Here is a 15,901-nt window from a genome sequence, read left to right on the forward strand (position 1 = left end):
CGGAGTTGACCATCCAGAACGCGTCCTGTTCCATTCCAAAGGGCTGCCACACCTTTTCCGAGAGATACTCCGACAGCGATCTGCCGACGGCGTTTGCGACCAAGATGCCGGCAACGTTGGAATCTCCGGTTTTGTACTGAAAGTTGGTGCCAGGTGCACAGGCCCTCGGCAGCTTGCGCATGTATGCGACAACGGGATCAATGCCATCGACAAACGGCGACGAAAATACCTGAGCGTCATCCGAGTTAGGATCAGTGTAGTCCTCGTTCCACATGATGCCAGTGGTCATGGTCAGCAACTGATGAATGGTAACTCCGTCGTAGGCGCTACCTTGCAGCTCGGGAATGTATTCCGTGACCAACGAGTCCATTCCCTTAATACATCGGTCTTGGATTGCCGCTCCGATCAGGATTGCAGTTACCGACTTAGCGGACGACGCGGATACCCAACGGTCCTGGGACGTCCGACCGAGCCCATAGCGTTCGAGTATAACCTGGCCATTTTTCAGCACTGCGACGCCAGAAGTGCGTTGAAAAGCCATGTAGCTATCAACGTCCATGGCTTTGCCCTGCCAGTTCCAATGGGGCGAGATCTGCTGGATCGCCAGGGGCAGGCGACGCACATCAGCCCCGCGGCCCACAGCGCGAACCGGATCTATCTTTTCTCTCTGCCAATAGCCGATGACCTGTTGCTCCGGCGTCCATCGCAAAATGGCTGCACCACCGGGCGGAAGGCCCGGACTGTTCCGGAAGGGTCTTGTCGTATTCACGGTATCTCCTCAGTATATTGTTGAGCGGTGCGTAGTTGCTTGTCGGCCAGGACGCCGCCACATTTCGGAGCTCTAAGAGGGAATGATTGAGCTTTTCCCAAAAGTTCCTCTTGGATCCGCCTGCACATTGCGCAATTGGATCATTCCCAAATGTCTATTTCGACATTTCCCGCTGCACGACCTTAACCGCAGCGAAGGCTGACGGTGCCCTACCGAGCAAATAAATCGCGCCCCCGAGCGGACAAGGAGGAAACACTTCGGCCTCACCGCAGCACACAATTTGTACCCGCTACAACTTTCCATCTGTGCAATTACTAACGGAGATTGGAGCCGAAATTCGCTTTTTCAGAGCTCGTCCCGCCGAATTTCTGCGCTGTACAGGAAAATTCGAAGTTTCTCCCGTAGTGAAACGTCCGCACACTGGTTGCGGTCCGCTGCATCTTGACGCGCCCGTGATCAAGCGCCTGCAGAAGACTTTCATGCGGTTTGGGTGATCTTAACGAAGAAGCGCTCAACAATGTTGAGCCGGAAAGCCGTAAGGCCGTATGTCCGTCTCTGCCGATGAGCTGGCTCGCCCTACACTGCGCGTCCGAGGGTTGCTCGGGCAGCCCGAGCCGATCCTCTCACAGGAGGACGAGCCGTGGCAGATTATAGGGAAGCTTTGTCGGAATCGACGCGCGAAGCTGCGGAACGCCGTCGCGATTGCGGAAGCTGGCCGGGAAGGAGAGGACCGCTTTTTTGGCGAGGTCGACGCGTCGGTGACCAGCATGCAGCGGATTATTGAACGGATAGCCGGCCGGTTAATTGCGTGCGTTTCTGTTACGAGGCCGGACCGACGGGCTATGGCCTTTATCGCCTAATCCGGTCGCTCGGCCACGAATGCACCGTGGTTGCGCCATCGCGGATCCCGAGGAGGCCGGGCGATCGCGTGAAGACGAACCGCCGGGACGCTGTTTCTCTCGCCCGGCTGCTCCGCGCCGGCGAGTTAACGGCGGTATGGGTTCTCGATGAAAACCACGAAGCGGTGCGAGATCTCGTCCGCACGCGAGCCGCGGCGGTTGAGACGCTGCGGGTCCACCGCCAACAGGTGAGCGCCTTCATGCTCAACCATGGACGCACCTATCCCCGCAAGAAGGGCTGGACAATGCGCTATCTGCGCTGGCTCCAGGAACAGCAGTTCGATCACCCGCACATCGGATCGCGCTTCAGGAGATCGTAGAAGCAGTTCGCATCACCAGGGAGAGGGCACGGCCGATCGGCGAACCTATCGTCGATAACTTATCTACGCACGTTCACCACGGCTCACCGCGGATTGCGGCAGACTCCGCGCCTCAACGCGCGCAGCGGCTGGCGGCCGAACGATTCATTGCTTCGGCGCCCAGTGTAGTCGATGATCCGGATGCTCCGCGTTTGAGCTACGATTCCAAAGCTTGTAGAGATTGTTTTTCAAATCTCACAAACTCCGCGATCGATTGATCGTCGACACCAGCTGCTCCCCCGTTTGCCTTTACCCGTTTGTACGCATCCCAAATCCATATTTGGAAATACCCCACGGCTTTGCTCTATCCAAAAGGCTCCTCCCGTTTCCAGTTGACCTCCAGATAGAGCCGAACGATGCCACACCTTCGCTCCAATCCGATTACCGGACCTTCTTCACTACTACGCGCGACTCCGCCCCTGCCTCTCGCATCGGTACTCAGGCTCTCGCGGGACGTCCGCTTGAGCTTCTCCCATCGCATCGAGACGCAGGTTCCCACGGTAGGGTCGGAGACTGGCGCGCCGGTTTAGGTCGAAGTTCGTGTTCTCCTGTTGCCTCGCTCTTTCGTTTGCGAGTGTCACAGTATCTCGACCATGCCACGTTTCCAGCCCCCGCCACCTCGAACGCAGCGTGCGGATTTCCCGCTCTACGCTCTCCTGTCTGTTTCACTCCAAGGTTTATGGGACCTATCCTGCCGGCGCGACTTTCAGCAAACGTGCCGAACCCGGTAGCCATTGAACAGCTTCAAGGTTTCGTACAGCCATTGCTTACTCCACAGCGCGCCTTGCACCACCCGATCCCGGATCGCAGGAATCGAAAGCACGCGGACCTTGCCCCCGTCCTTCGGTATTTCCTGCCGCCGAGCCGGTAACGGCTTATAGGTGCGCCCCACGAGTTCGTCCCTGATCTGCTCGAGGAAAACCTCTACGCCGTGTGCCTCGATGGCCTCGAAGGTGATCCCGTCTACGCCGGGAGCGCCATCGTTTTCTTCGGCCAACGCATACGCCTCGCGTAGCGTTTCCATCTTGCAAACATGGACGTACAAACCCCAGAAACGCCAGGACGTCTCAGCCTTCGCCTTGACGTATAGTCTCGGCCTCAGGTCCTGCAAATCGATGGACGCCTTTATCATCTCGTCATTGCCTTCCCGATTGAAAGAGACATTCCAGACAGTTGGGTCCCTTTGCTCCGCGGGCGTTACTCCACTTCATCGCTCATACGGACCCATCCGTCACCCTCTCGCCTTCGACCGATTTCCCGGTTTAGCCGGTTATACGATCTACCTTGCTCCGGTGATTTCGCACCGGGGCGAGGAGGGCTTCGCCAGTTGCTCGGTGTGTCCTTGTCGCCGTGCTGTCGCTTCCACCCCGCCGAAGTCAAGATGCCGCATCGGTCAGATTTCGGCACCCCATGCTGCCTTCGTCCTATGGAAGCGGGCTCGGCCTTCGGATTCACTCTTTTTCGGGGGCACATTGCGTTTACTTTCGTTACGGCCCAGCGACTCGTAGCTTCCCCAAGGGAGACCTTGTCGATAAGCTTCAGGACTTTGGTTTCCCGCCGCCCTGCTATCCAAACTACGGGGCGCCTGACTTTTGCACCGGCCGGCTTACCTCCTGCTGAATACACCAGCCTTCACTGGTCGCACTTCCACTCAAGAGCCTGAACCAAGGTCACGCCACCTCGATGCCGGTCGCCGTTCGAGCAGTACACGGGCTCCTCTCGGACTTCTCCCAAGGCAGCGACAACCGCTTGGTTTTGAGGTCATTCCTACGCTTTCCACAGTTCATCGGCGGTTCGCTTTCGCTCGTCGAACCATTCATCCAGCACATGGTGCAGATGGCGTTCCACCAGTCGTGCGGCGTAGGATGCCCTTTTCGAGCACCCCCGCCTTCAGCCATTTATCAATCATCCTCCGGATGACGCCGTCCGTGACTCGCTGATCGAGAAATCGGCGTAGGTGCGCGTGGTCGATGGTGTCGAAGTATGCCGACTCCGAGGTCATCGTGCGCACCGTACCGATCTGATGGCGCGCGGGGTTCCGAAATGATCGCGCGCAGTTTCGGATGGTGTGTGGCCCGATCGTTGGGCCATCTCTCCGGCTGGGAACAGCTTAGAGAATGGGATGCCCGACGAGGAGGGATCTCATGCGCCAGGTCCGCGAGATTGTGAGGTTGAGCCTTGAGGCTGGGCTCTCGACGCGCGTGGTTGGCGAGCGTGTCGGCGTCGGGCCGACCACGGTACGTGATACGCTGAAGCGGTTTGCGGGCGCGGGTCTGGCATGGGCAGTCCCGGAAGAGATAAGCGACGCCGAGCTGGAGCAACTGCTGTACGGGGTGCCTCGCGTGAAGCCTGGTCGCCGTAAGGTGGCCGAGCCCTGGTCTGTTATTGGCCGCGAGCTCAAGCGCAAGCATGTGACCTTGCAGGTGCTGTGATGGGCTGGACGCCCGCTTGCCGGCATCAATGTGCCAAGATGGTGGTGTTGAACAGTCACCGCAGAGAAGGAGACGTCCGCCATGGAAGTTAGCACGATCGGACTGGGCGGATGCTGCAGGCGCCACTTTTTTCCGCAAACAGCTGCGGCGTAATAAGGTGCTGGAGTTCGCCAAGCAGCCGACATGCATGGTCGCGATGGAAGCTTGTGCGGGCGCGCACCATTGGGCGCGCGAGATCGGCAAGCTCGGCCACACAGTTCGCCTCATTCCGCCTGCTTACGTGAAACCTTTCGTAAAACGGCAGAAGAACGATGCGGCCGATTCCGAAGCGATCTCTGAAGCCGCTCAATGGCCGACGATTCGCTTTGTCGCCGTCAAGAGTGCGGAGCAAGCAGGCCAGTGCGGTCGTGTTTCGGGCGCGCGAACTCCTGGTGCGACAGCGCACCCAGGATCAATGCTCTACGCGGCCATCTTGCCGAGTACGGCGTGATCGTTCCCCAGGGCCACGTCGTCACGCTCATTGAACAGCTGGAGCATCCGAATTGCCAGAAGCAGCCCGACTGGCACTCGAGCTGCTGGTTGATACACTGCGGTTGCTGGATCACAAGATCAAACATCTTGACGTCGAGATCGCAAGCCGTGCCCGGGAAGACAAAACCGCGCGGCGGTTGACAACCATACCCGGTGTGGGCCCGATAACAGCAACAGCATTCGTCGCTTTGGCTCCTGCGGCCACGACATTTAAGAAAGGCCGCGACTTCGCTGCCTGGCTGGGGGACTGACACACCACTGCAGCGCTCGACCGGCGGAAAACAAAAGCTTGGCGCATGGGTGAGCGAACCTTGCGGCGCTTGCTCATCATCGGAGCTTGCGCCGTCGTGCGGCATGCTCGCCGCCGCGGCAAAGGATCCTGGCTGGTGCGGATGCTCTCCCGCAAACCGCCCATGCTCGTGATCGTCGCTCTTGCCAATAAGATGACCCGGACTGTCTGGGCGCTTCTGGCGAAAGGCGGCGTCTACCAAGCTCTGGCTGGCATAGTTGTCCAGTCAGAGGTCGTCGAGAGTGTAGGAAGGTCAGACGGAAAGGTTTGGCGCAACAGTCAATGAGACGGATCGGGAAAGCCAGTTCCTCCCAGAGTGCCCCCGAGTTCGAGCACGGTTCTGTGATTTGGCCCCCGATCCGCGAACTCCCATACGGGCCCGCGACGCATGACCGGTCGCATCAGAGGCCGGACAGATGTCAGCACCCGACTGCGCGCCGCGCCTCACGAAAGATTTTAGTTGCGCTCACGGGGGAGTCCACAGATGGGAAGATTACATTGCAGAGCATCCTGACGGATACCGGTATAGCCGCTTCTGTAGCTTGTTCCGCAACTGGGAAGGCCCACTGCCGCGCATGTGCGCGGCAATACGCTCGCCCCCAGGAAGATTTCAACCGTTCGTGCGCTGATCCGCGCCTCTATCTCCCGACGGGCGAAGCGATAGGGCACCGAGTAGTAGTGTGGTTTGGTCTCGACGTGATAGTCGAGCCCGACCCGTCATCGGCGCCATTCGGCATGGACCCACGGCTAGCCGGGAAGCGGTTTAAATCTTCAAACGGTCCGCTCGCTTTGAACGAAAGGCAAAAATTGTTCCCGCGAACGGATCATGGTGGAGTTGCTCGCGCACCAGCGCGGCGAGACCATCGGCACGTTTACGAAAGTTGACCGGCCGCGTCGCGACCATGATCTTCACGCCCGCCGAAGCCGCGATCATGCAGTCGCGGTCACGGCCCACAGCACATCGCGCAGCCAGGCCGGATCGACTCCGGCGGCTACGCGAACCAGCGCATCACCAATCTCGATGCTGATCGGTATCGCGTTCCGCGTTGCCGCTTCCACGCACTTCCCAGCGGGAGCGCAGCTCCGACACCACCGGAACGAAGAGCGGCGCATCCTCCGCCGACAAGCTCAGCAGACCGGTACGCGCGGCCTTGCACCAAGCAAACAGGTGTTGCGGTGAGAGGTCGTGCCGGCGCGCCACCTCGGACACAACTGTGCCCGGCACATATGACTCCGCCACGATCCGCCCCTTAACCGCTTCGCTCCACCGCCGCCGACGCCCCGTTCCGACCTGTATATCGACCCGGCCCCGCAGCTCCGAAGCATCAACTATATGGTCAACCATAATATGCGAACCTAACTGTACATGACGGCTCGCATGTTGCCGATCAGCCCGCGCCGAACAAGGTGCGGGAGGCACGCGCTTACAGTCGAGCCGTTCCTGCAGAAGTGCACATAAAAGCGTTTCCAGTACGCCCCAGACAGAACCTCGGCGATCGCCTTGCTTCAAGCCCGGGCGATCATCAGAAGAGTCCATGGCATGGCGATGACTTCCCAGACCACTTGCAAATCCGGGGGGGCATCGCGCTCTGGAAAAGGTGAAAGCGCAAGGCCAGTTGGATCATCCCACGCCGTACCGGGCATTGCCAGTGCGTCTAAGGCGCTGCTTCCGTCCTCGCTTGGGGAGCGCCCGTGAGGCTCGCGTTACGCGCGACGGCTCTGGCATCTGTTGATTGCCAGGAGAGGATCTTATGCACGAGCATGTCCGCTGTTTCGATCGCAACACCAATAATCCGCCAGCAATTTGACAATCACGTACGCTCCGCTCTTGAAAACTTGCAAACGTTGTAAGCGAACTGCCTCGATCTCCGTGATCTGGTTCCTGGCGAAGCGAAGGGCGACCATGTGGCGTATCTCGGCAATATGTTGAGGGACAGAGCCATCTTCCCGCCTCCGCAACGTCTCGAGCCGCTCTGACACATGACGCAGTGTCGCCTTGAGATTGCAAATACCAGGCGAATGAGACATGCCCTCATTCGATCGACATCTTGGTGTGTTGGTTGGGTTGACACGCTTCTCTCGGTTCTTCGAGACTTTTGGATTGCTGCCATAGCAATGGATCGGCTCGCCGCGTAGCCAACCGAGGAGAGCGAATCCCCAAATGCTCGGTGTCGAGCCCAGGGTTTTAGCCCACCCGGTGCTCGCGGGGGAAGACGACGTGTTGAGTTGATAGCGCCAGCCATCGGGCCACCGCGATATCACCTTTCGTAAAATTGGACTAACCTCGAGTCATCTGGCTCTCTGCCACACCTAAGCGTCAACGACAATCCGGCGCTTAGCTTTGATTTGTCAGTGCGACGACATCTTTACTTTTGCGAGCTCCTCTTCGGACAGCATCGCTGTACCAATGATGCCCTCACTCACCAAATTCGCCATCTCGGCATCGGAGAGGCCGAGATGCTTTGATAGAATCTCTCTGTTATGCTGTCCGAGCGTCGGCGCAGCCGCGCGGATTGCACTGGGCTGTGCGCCTTCGCGAATCGGCATCGAGGGTTGTGGGTGCCGGCCTATGAAAGCACGGTCGACATCCTGCAGAAATGCGCGCGACCTGAGATGCCGATCTTTGAGCAGGTCGATTGGCAGGCGGGCCACGCCGGCGGCAACCCTTGCGTCCTGCAACTCGGACATGGCCTTATCCGCATCGAGAGAGAGAGTCCAGGCTTCGATGCCTCTCTCGATGACATCCTCGATTTTGCGACGGGCTTCCGGATTTTTCAGCGATTCGTCCGTGGACCAGTCTCTTCTGCCAATAAGAAGTGCAAGCCTTTGCCACATGTCTTCGTCCGTCGCGGCTACCACAATCCAGCTATCGTCACCTGCGCATCGGAAGCAACCATGCGGCACGAACTGTGGATGTCGATTGCCGTACCTTCTCGGTGGCATACCGTCGATCGAGTAGAGGGTGATCCATGGCGCTGCAAACGGCATCATGCATTCGATCTGCGCAAGGTCAATAAACTGGCCCTGCCCGCTTGTGCAGGCGTGATTGAGCGCCACCAGAATTGCAGCACAGCCGTTCAATCCGCCGACGGCATCGCCGAACGCGATGTGGCTCATCACGGGCGGCTCGCCGGGGTTTCCGACCACGCTCGGCATTCCCGAACCCTGCTCGAGAGTCGAGCCATAGGCACGGCAATCGCGATGGATGCTATTCGCGCCGAAGGCTGACATTGACATCATGACGAGGCGCGGGTTGAGCGTTCTGAGCACGTCGTAGCCAAGCCCGAGCTTTGTCAGCACATCGACCGAGTAATTGTCGACGACAATATCGGCTCCCCCTACAAGTCGTTTGGCGAGAGTGCGGCCCTGCGGCCGCGTCAGATCGAGTGTGATGCCACGCTTGTTGCGGTTCATGATGCAGAACCCAGCCGTCTTTTCGTACATCTGGTCATCCACGTAAGCAGAACGCCGGTCAACGCCGCGCCACCAATCCGGATATTGAATGGCCTCGATCTTTATGACGTCCGCGCCGAGATCAGCCAGTGTACGCGTACACAACGGACCAGCCCAGCCCATGGAGAAGTCGATGACCCGAACTCCATGCAATGGCTGCCGACCGGAATCAATGCGACTTTGTAGCGACGATGCAGAGCCAGCCGAATCGTTTCGCGTATTCTCAACGCTCTGCCGCTCACCGAGGGCCGGAACCTTTCCGCCTCGACGCGGCGGCGTCAATGTCAACCGCTGTACCGAGCCGACAGTCAGACCCTCTTCTTCGCCAAACAGAACAGGCACGATTGCGCCGCGCACTTTCTTCTCCCTATCCTGGAGCAGATCGGATATTTCTGGCACCGGTACGATCGGAATCTTTCGTTTTCGCCCCTCTGCGAACCATTCCTCTGCGGTCCGCGCTTTCAACCTCGGTACGAACACTCGTTCGATCTGTTCCAGGTGTTTCAAACGATCTTCGCCGAGAACCAAATCCGACTTGTCACGCAACTCGGATAGGCCGAGCATGTCGCAGAATGCGCGCCATTGTGCCGGCGTTGCTACTGTCACGCCGAGCCACCCCTTTCTCGCTTCGTAAATGCCAACTGGAGAGCCTGGCCAAAAGCGGTTACTGCCGATCCGGCGCATCACGTCCCCACGCGCAAACGCCTCCGACATGAGATACTCACTGAGAGCGAGGCTCGCTTCGAAAATATCGAACGACCACGACCGCCCTCCTCCGCCCCGCCTTTGTGCAAACACCGAGGAAGCCGCTGCAATAAAGCCCCACAGACCAGCGAGGATGCCCGTTTGGAAATCCGGTGCGTGCATCGGCGGGCCCTCGACCGGTCCAACCAGCTTGACAAGGCCGGCGAGCGCGCGGATGGTTGAGTCGGTTGCGACCAATCCTGCATACGGTCCCTCTCGGCCGAACCAGCTCCCTTCGAGGCAAATCAACCCCGGACGGAGCTGGCGGACCGCGGCAACATCAGTCGACGGACAATCTGCGGCGTCGATCTGGCGACCGTCAATCAGAATGTCGCAATCCTCGATTAATTCAGTCAGTCGTGTGCTCGCCAGCGGGGCGGCGGGATTGATGATGATGCTTGACTTGTTGAAGTTCAGAAACGCGAACCACGCGCTCTGGCCGCTGGGCGTTAGTGGCGAGCTCTGTCGAAGTGGATCGCCTTGTGGCGGCTCGACCTTCCGAACATCGGCACCGAAATCGGCAAACAACCGCGCACAGTAGCTGGTTGCCGCCGAGCTACCGATTTCGACTACTCGCAGATGCGAGAACACTCCCATTGAGGGCTCCATTGTGGTGCTCCGAAACATGACCTATTTCGCGAGCGCGATACGGCACGCTTGTAACACTTTTCCGGATCGGCCCTGGCACCGTTTCCTTGCAGCAGCTAGCAGCATATACCCCTCCAGTTGCTCGCCTGCGAATTGGCAAAAGAAGACATAAAAGCCGAAAGCGTGAAGCATGCGACGAATCCTGATGAGCTTACAGCTGGCCTCTGCGGCATACACCGATTGACCGTACTCCACTAAGAACGGATCGAGGCACTACCTACTCTGGTGGGGGAGTAGTGTCCTGATTTCTCAACGGCCTGCGCTACATCGTGAAGACCGGCGCGCCCTGGCGCTGGATGCCGAACGATTTGCTGCCGTGGGAGATCGTTTATCAGCAGGCGCAGCGGTGGTTGCGCGCGGGTTGTTTTGCGGCCCTGGCCGAGGATCTGCGCGTCATCCTGCGCCTTGCGGCTGGACGACCCGCGCAGCCGACCGCCGCCATCATCGACAATCGAACTCTGCGCTCGACGTCCGAGGCGCCTACGACGGAGCCAAGCGCAAGAAGGGTTCGAAGCTACATTGGCCGTCGAGACGCTGGGCCATCTTCTGGCACTGCATGTCACGCCCGCCAACACCGACGATCGCGCCGAGATTGGCCGGATCGTCAAGGCGATTCAGGCAGAGACTGTCAGAGCGTCGAAGTCGCCTTCGGTGGACCAGGGCTACGCGGGCGACAAGCCTGCAGCGGCGGCTGCAGAACACGGCATTGCCCTCGAGGTCATAAAGCTGTCGGAGGCCAAACGAGGCTTCGTGCTGCTCCTAAGGCGATGGGTCGTCGAGCGATCCTTCGCGTGGGCTACACGCTTCCGAAGACTTATCAAAGACTACGAGCAATGTGCTCAGACCCTCGCCGACCTCCACCTCATCGCCTTCGCATGTATCATGCTCAAAAAGGTCGCTTACTCGCTGCTGGTTCCTAACAGCCTCTAATCTTACTGCGTCATGAATTTCGATAGGCACTTCGACTTGAGATTGCCCTGATGCAACAAGGGCATCGTGATAGTGTGGCGACGAGAGCAGCGCTCAATCTTCGTTGGACGGTCGCAATTGAGTTCGGAACGTGCCGTTCAGGCCGCAATGGCAGATCCCCTCGGCCGATAATTTTCGGGAATAGTAGCTCCCTTGAAGATTTTGGTGGCGGCTGTTGCTGAGGGGGAAATCGTTTCTCGCTCCGAGACCAGGAATCCGTAAGCCGCGATGCACAGCGTTGCGTGATGGTGGAAGCCGCGCCAACCCCGCCCCTCGAAGTGGCCAAGGCCGACCTCCTGTTTGAGTTCGGGGTAGTCGCGCTCAATGCGCCAGCGCAGCTTGGTGATCTCGACCAGCTGACGAAATTCGGCCTGGGCGTCGACGATCCTGTATGGGACCACTTGACCTTCTCCAAGAACCGCGACCCGCTGTTAGAGGGTGATATTGCCGTTAAGTTCCTTTCGGCGGTGCTGGTTCAGCCAAAGGTTAAGCGCCTGTTGTCGAGCGATCACTTCTCGGTGGATGGCACGCTGATTGAGGCGTCGGCTTCAATCAAAAGCTTCCGCAAGAAGGACCGGGGCGACAACGACAGCGAGGGTCCGGAACGCAAGGCTGAGCGCAGCTTCCATAAGGAGAAGCGTTCAAACGAGACGCACACGCAATTCGTGCACGATTTGAGAGAATGATCAGTAGCGCCGCGAACGATAGCTCCGTTCTTTTGCTCCACGAACGCCTCATCGTCTTGTACGTCCTGGAACGAGTTGCTTCGACATGATGAGAGCGGCACCACGATACGATCGTGTCGTTCATGAAGGCGATGTCGTTGTCAAAATCGAGCCCACGAACAGGCCAGGGAAATAGGTTCTGCGCGCGTTCAACGGCCTCGACCTGCCTCACGCAGGATGAGCGGAAAGTATTCGGTCCACCCCGTTGCGACATCCACCATTGTTAGCGTCTGAATGAACGCGCCGGACAACGGACATGCCGCCATGCGCAACCAGATCCACTTCGCAGTAACCCGGCGGAGATGATCCCCAGTCATTGAACGTGCGCACCGGGACCTGCCGCCGTACGGCACTGGAAAAGCCCGCCCGTCGTCGCCGCCCTCCGGCTGCTGCGATCTTTACGTCGGTCAGCAGGCGATCGATCGTCGCCGCGCTCACCTTCAAAACCAGCAGCCGCTCATCGGCAGAAAGCTCCAATCTGCCGTGCCGTTCAAGCGCCGGGAACAAGAACGGGATCATCGCGAGGAGCCGCTTGCTGTAGAGCCGGTCAGATGCGTCCCATAGCACAATCAGTGCATCGCGATGGAAGGCCCGTAGGTCCGACCCCGCCGCCGCGGTCGGGCCGATTCCGATGACCTGTCCACTGACAATGCCCGGATAGCATGGTTGCGATGCCATCCCGTGACGGGGCAAAGCTCGTCAAGGATCCGCCCCTTCTCGATCCGACCGCCCGCTCGATAACGCTCGGCCAGCGCTGATGTGATCTCGCGCTTTACGCGCATGCTGATCTTCTCTGCCATAGCCGCCACCGAACTGATTTGGCGGCTCCGCCCCAGACACGAAAGGGATGTTGTCCGGTAACATTTTTAGTGAGGCAATGCGGATGCGCCGTGCTTCGGCGGGCGGGAAGGTGTGATACAGGCGCCGGCGAAGTGAGTCGATAGATTATCCTGCACATGGATGATCTCGGCATCGGGATAATGGATGTCGACGAGGTCGCCATGCATTGGGAGTAATCTTTTTCCGTTCGCCGCTCGGTGAGCGTGACCTTCCACCACGAGCGATGCACGTCGAGGAGAACGAACAGATTGACCGTCCCATTGCGACGGTATTCGTAGTTGTAACGAAGCTTCACCGAAGGCCTCCGGCGGACGCTGACATTCAGGAATATTTCCGTGTCAGCCGCCTTCGGTTCACCAAATGGTACGATCGCTTGAGACTGCCTGCCTTATCAAAAGGTTGCCAAAGACGGCTCGCAGTATCGAACTCCTCGTCGATCCCAAAACTCTGCCGACGTTAATCTGACAGCCCGAACACAACCAGTCAAAAGCACTATGAAAAGCCATTAGGCAGTTCTTGCGACATAGAGATGAACCGTCCCTGATGCCGACTCTCGGATTGCGACATGCTCCCGAGCCCTACGTCCGCTTGAGCTAATCTAATTGGCTCTACGATCAAGCCCGGCTGCCTCGGATCAGCGAACCGGTCCAATATCGAAACAAATATTCCTCACCAGAGTCGGTAGTATCTCGATTCTCGTGACTTGCTGTAAGCTGGGAATCCAGTTCATCCTGATGAGGGAGATACGATGGTAAGCGTAGTTGATCTGCTGCAAGTATCACGGTTCCTTCAAGTGTACGACGCAGCCATCGCCCAGAAAGGCATTAAGCTTTCTATGGGATTTGATTTTGATAAGTATGTTTCGATCGCCCGGTCCACCCCAACAAAGGGTCCGCCGAATCCAAGTTTCCGGCCCGATCGCTCGCTGATCAAATTAGGCGAGGGATATTGGTTCGCGGGCGTCGACGAGAACAATGAGGTTGCGTTCCTATCGACTGCTCGAGTGTATGACCTTTCGCACAGTAACTTCGCAGAACATCTTCAATCTCTGAAGGTGTTTTACGCTGACCCGAAAGTGCATGCAAATCGTCCGGCGCGTTGTACTTGCATCGAACCAATCGCCAAGAAGATGACCGGGAAAGTCGCCTATCACGGAGAATATTGGCTCCGCAGAGACTTTAGAGGACGGGGCATGTCCAGGATCATAGCAAAAATACAGCAGACCATGACTCTTGCCATGTGGGCTCCTGATTTCTTGTGTGCTCTTGTAGAGCGCTGGTCAGTGGATAAGGGCCTCATTCCACAATATGGATATGCGCACTGTGAAGTTGGAGGGATGTTGCAGCTGGCGGAAATTGATTTTGAAGAGGAATATTGGCTTATTTGGCGAACAGGCGAGGAGTTGAGAAGCCTTGTCGAAAGTCACGACACAAGCGCGCCGATTCTTGCTTAGTCGTTCACCCGCATGACCGCGTTAGTATGGCGGCAGTCGCGTAAAAGCTGGTCGAGCGGTTAATAGACGTGTGGCGCGAGTTCCTACTTCCAACCACGGTCATCGAAACCGTGTCACGCCTGAAACGTGCCTATCCGTTGCGTAGTGTCTTTCGTGCTTGGTCATTTTTGCTAATGATCGGTGCGAAGCGGAAACGTTTTCGTGGATCCGATTGCGGCGTCGCCACTTACATATCGGCGTATCGGGTCATCGGGATATTTGGCGGGCGAAAATGGCGACCGAGATCCGGGCCCGACGGCCTGTAATGGTCCTCCGGACTAATTGCGGTTTAGACACACTGGAACGCGCGGGATCAATTACACCGCACCTTGACAGCATGCTGTTTCACTTCATCCCGCTTGCACACACAGGGCATTTGTCACAGGGCATTTGTCCACCTGTGCAACGTGGGTATTGGGATGCGAGGATGTGTTCTACACCGTGGTCGCTGTGCGGGAGTGATCCGCAGGAGCGCGCTGGATGGGTCAAACAACTCAACAGAGAACGCCGGCAGTTTTGGCGTGCGGCTATAAGAACGCCCAGACGTCGTGAAACGACGGCAGGAGTGGATAGACGAATGGCTTACCGCGCTCACGATCGAGCAGGCCCGCCGTTCCGACAGGCTCGGCCTGCAGATGCGCGACCGCAGCGCGCTTGGCGGCGGGCCCTAACCTTTTGAAAGAAGCTCGCGAAGGGCGGCCGCATCGAGCATCTGCTGAGCCAGGAGCTTCTTCAGCTTCACGCGACCAGAGGGAAGGTTCCCGGCGCGTGCTCTTAAGGGATTGAGAGGCGACCGAATACAGAAGTAGATTATCGCGGTGGTTGAAGGAGCATGAGCTGGGGGGAAGACGGCTGACCTTGCTCGCAGGCGTGGGATTTCCGAGGCGACGATCTGCAGTTGGAGGGCCAAATTTGGCGGTATGGAGGTCTCCGAGGCCAAAGCTACTGAAGGCCTTGGAAGAGCAGATTGTCGGCAAAGCCGCCACATGATGGGATTCGGTTGAATGGTCGGTTCAAGCTCTTCGGCGTAGTCAGCCGCCTGGAGGGCGACGCTACGACAGATTGTGCGAAGTCGACCATCACACGCCCCGCGACGGGCATTTTTTGAGAAGGCTATGGCGTGTCCTTACGCCACCGTCCATCGGAATTCGGTTCGATCGACCCACATTCGGTGAAGGACGACAGCCATTTTTCTGGCCAGCGCGACTATCGAAAGCTTGCTTCCTTGCCGGTGTGCAACACGCACCGCCAAGTTTTCATCGGAGACCATCGGGTTGCTGGCCTGAGAACGAAGTTGGCAGCTTCGAAGAGGGCCGTGCGCGTCTCTCCATCTCCGCCTTTTGTGATCCGCCCCCCCCGATCAATCTCGCCAGATTGGTATCGGCGAGGCGTCAACCCGAAATAGGCGCCCAGTGGATTCATGATCGCCTCCAGCATGGCCTCATCGCCGACCAACTCACGAACTCTCGTCGGACCGAATAACCCATCGTCGTGCTGAGCGCTGACGAGGTCATGCGCTTCCTGGAAGCAATCCCAAGCCTCAAGAGCCGTACCGCGCTGACCACCGTCTATGCCGCAGGCTTGCGCGTATCGGAAGTGGTCCTCTTGAAGGTTGTCGACATTGATAGCCGACGGATGTTGATCCGGGTCGAGCACGGCAAGGGCGGCAAGGACCGTTACGTTATGCTCTCGCCGCAGCTTTTGAGGATTCTGCGGACGTATTGGCGGCTCACTCGGCCAAAACGATGGCT

General features: G+C 58.3%; 8 protein-coding genes and 11 pseudogenes. 8 read left to right on the top strand and 11 right to left on the bottom strand.

Features of this window, described 5'->3' with window-relative positions:
• A partial coding sequence (locus tag YUU_RS54090; protein WP_156944886.1) for a serine hydrolase occupies positions 1 to 769 on the bottom strand: 769 nt, incomplete at its 3' end.
• 669 nt (positions 770 to 1,438) lie between these two features.
• Between YUU_RS54090 and YUU_RS54095 the strand changes: the two are divergent.
• A pseudogene (locus tag YUU_RS54095) lies at positions 1,439 to 2,056 on the top strand (transposase); the annotation flags it as partial.
• Between the two features lie 677 nt (positions 2,057 to 2,733).
• Here YUU_RS54095 and YUU_RS54100 read toward each other — a convergent pair.
• Complete coding sequence (locus YUU_RS54100; protein ID WP_051390242.1) at positions 2,734 to 3,159, bottom strand: hypothetical protein; 426 nt, start codon at positions 3,157 to 3,159, stop codon at positions 2,734 to 2,736.
• Between the two features lie 1,012 nt (positions 3,160 to 4,171).
• On the opposite strand from YUU_RS54100, the gene YUU_RS0143825 reads away from it, so the two are divergent.
• Positions 4,172 to 4,459, top strand: a complete 288-nt coding sequence (locus YUU_RS0143825) for a helix-turn-helix domain-containing protein (protein WP_027527855.1) — start codon at positions 4,172 to 4,174, stop codon at positions 4,457 to 4,459.
• Positions 4,460 to 4,487: 28 nt separating this feature from the next.
• Positions 4,488 to 5,490 (top strand): annotated as a pseudogene (locus tag YUU_RS57795) (IS110 family transposase); the annotation flags it as partial.
• A gap of 351 nt (positions 5,491 to 5,841) precedes the next feature.
• Here YUU_RS57795 and YUU_RS62045 read toward each other — a convergent pair.
• From YUU_RS62045 to YUU_RS0143850, 4 genes and pseudogenes are all read right to left on the bottom strand, one after another.
• Positions 5,842 to 6,023: pseudogene (locus YUU_RS62045) on the bottom strand (IS21 family transposase); the annotation flags it as partial.
• A gap of 19 nt (positions 6,024 to 6,042) precedes the next feature.
• Positions 6,043 to 6,213, bottom strand: a complete 171-nt coding sequence (tnpB, locus tag YUU_RS54110) for an IS66 family insertion sequence element accessory protein TnpB (protein ID WP_035665020.1) — start codon at positions 6,211 to 6,213, stop codon at positions 6,043 to 6,045.
• A 75-nt stretch (positions 6,214 to 6,288) separates the two neighbouring features.
• Entirely contained in the window at positions 6,289 to 6,504 is a 216-nt protein-coding gene (locus tag YUU_RS63105; RefSeq protein ID WP_371260593.1) for a transposase, read from the bottom strand.
• Positions 6,505 to 7,628: 1,124 nt separating this feature from the next.
• Positions 7,629 to 10,073, bottom strand: coding sequence for a CaiB/BaiF CoA-transferase family protein (locus YUU_RS0143850; RefSeq protein WP_027527857.1), 2,445 nt, complete (start codon positions 10,071 to 10,073; stop codon positions 7,629 to 7,631).
• A gap of 302 nt (positions 10,074 to 10,375) precedes the next feature.
• On the opposite strand from YUU_RS0143850, the pseudogene YUU_RS54120 reads away from it, so the two are divergent.
• Positions 10,376 to 11,054: pseudogene (locus tag YUU_RS54120) on the top strand (IS5 family transposase); the annotation flags it as partial.
• A gap of 137 nt (positions 11,055 to 11,191) precedes the next feature.
• On the opposite strand, the pseudogene YUU_RS57810 reads toward YUU_RS54120, so the two are convergent.
• A pseudogene (locus YUU_RS57810) lies at positions 11,192 to 11,452 on the bottom strand (transposase); the annotation flags it as partial.
• 9 nt (positions 11,453 to 11,461) lie between these two features.
• On the opposite strand from YUU_RS57810, the pseudogene YUU_RS59735 reads away from it, so the two are divergent.
• Positions 11,462 to 11,749: pseudogene (locus YUU_RS59735) on the top strand (transposase); the annotation flags it as partial.
• A 237-nt stretch (positions 11,750 to 11,986) separates the two neighbouring features.
• Here YUU_RS59735 and YUU_RS55640 read toward each other — a convergent pair.
• Together YUU_RS55640 and YUU_RS63110 are read right to left on the bottom strand one after the other, a co-directional pair.
• A complete protein-coding gene (locus YUU_RS55640) occupies positions 11,987 to 12,496 on the bottom strand; it encodes a hypothetical protein (protein WP_027527858.1) in 510 nt (169 codons plus the stop codon).
• A 204-nt stretch (positions 12,497 to 12,700) separates the two neighbouring features.
• Positions 12,701 to 12,944 (bottom strand): annotated as a pseudogene (locus YUU_RS63110) (transposase); the annotation flags it as partial.
• 462 nt (positions 12,945 to 13,406) lie between these two features.
• Here YUU_RS63110 and YUU_RS54135 point away from each other — a divergent pair.
• Positions 13,407 to 14,111: a hypothetical protein gene (locus YUU_RS54135; protein WP_051390244.1), complete on the top strand. Its 705-nt coding sequence runs from the start codon at positions 13,407 to 13,409 to the stop codon at positions 14,109 to 14,111.
• Positions 14,112 to 14,736: 625 nt separating this feature from the next.
• On the opposite strand, the pseudogene YUU_RS59740 reads toward YUU_RS54135, so the two are convergent.
• Positions 14,737 to 14,892, bottom strand: a pseudogene (locus YUU_RS59740) (IS3 family transposase); the annotation flags it as partial.
• Between the two features lie 94 nt (positions 14,893 to 14,986).
• Here YUU_RS59740 and YUU_RS62055 point away from each other — a divergent pair.
• Positions 14,987 to 15,106 (top strand): annotated as a pseudogene (locus YUU_RS62055) (transposase); the annotation flags it as partial.
• Between the two features lie 170 nt (positions 15,107 to 15,276).
• Here the strand turns inward: YUU_RS62055 and YUU_RS57825 are convergent.
• Positions 15,277 to 15,563, bottom strand: a pseudogene (locus YUU_RS57825) (transposase); the annotation flags it as partial.
• Between the two features lie 78 nt (positions 15,564 to 15,641).
• On the opposite strand from YUU_RS57825, the pseudogene YUU_RS59750 reads away from it, so the two are divergent.
• A pseudogene (locus YUU_RS59750) lies at positions 15,642 to 15,901 on the top strand (tyrosine-type recombinase/integrase); the annotation flags it as partial.

Source organism: Bradyrhizobium sp. Ec3.3, assembly GCF_000472925.1.
Lineage (GTDB): Bacteria > Pseudomonadota > Alphaproteobacteria > Rhizobiales > Xanthobacteraceae > Bradyrhizobium.

Coding starts and splice junctions, on each gene's coding strand:
- YUU_RS54100 (WP_051390242.1), bottom strand. CDS start 3,159: ATGATAAAGGCGTCCATCGATTTGCAGGACCTGAGGCCGAGACTATAC.
- YUU_RS0143825 (WP_027527855.1), top strand. CDS start 4,172: ATGCGCCAGGTCCGCGAGATTGTGAGGTTGAGCCTTGAGGCTGGGCTC.
- tnpB (WP_035665020.1), bottom strand. CDS start 6,213: ATGATCGCGGCTTCGGCGGGCGTGAAGATCATGGTCGCGACGCGGCCG.
- YUU_RS0143850 (WP_027527857.1), bottom strand. CDS start 10,073: ATGGGAGTGTTCTCGCATCTGCGAGTAGTCGAAATCGGTAGCTCGGCG.
- YUU_RS55640 (WP_027527858.1), bottom strand. CDS start 12,496: ATGGCATCGCAACCATGCTATCCGGGCATTGTCAGTGGACAGGTCATC.
- YUU_RS54135 (WP_051390244.1), top strand. CDS start 13,407: ATGGTAAGCGTAGTTGATCTGCTGCAAGTATCACGGTTCCTTCAAGTG.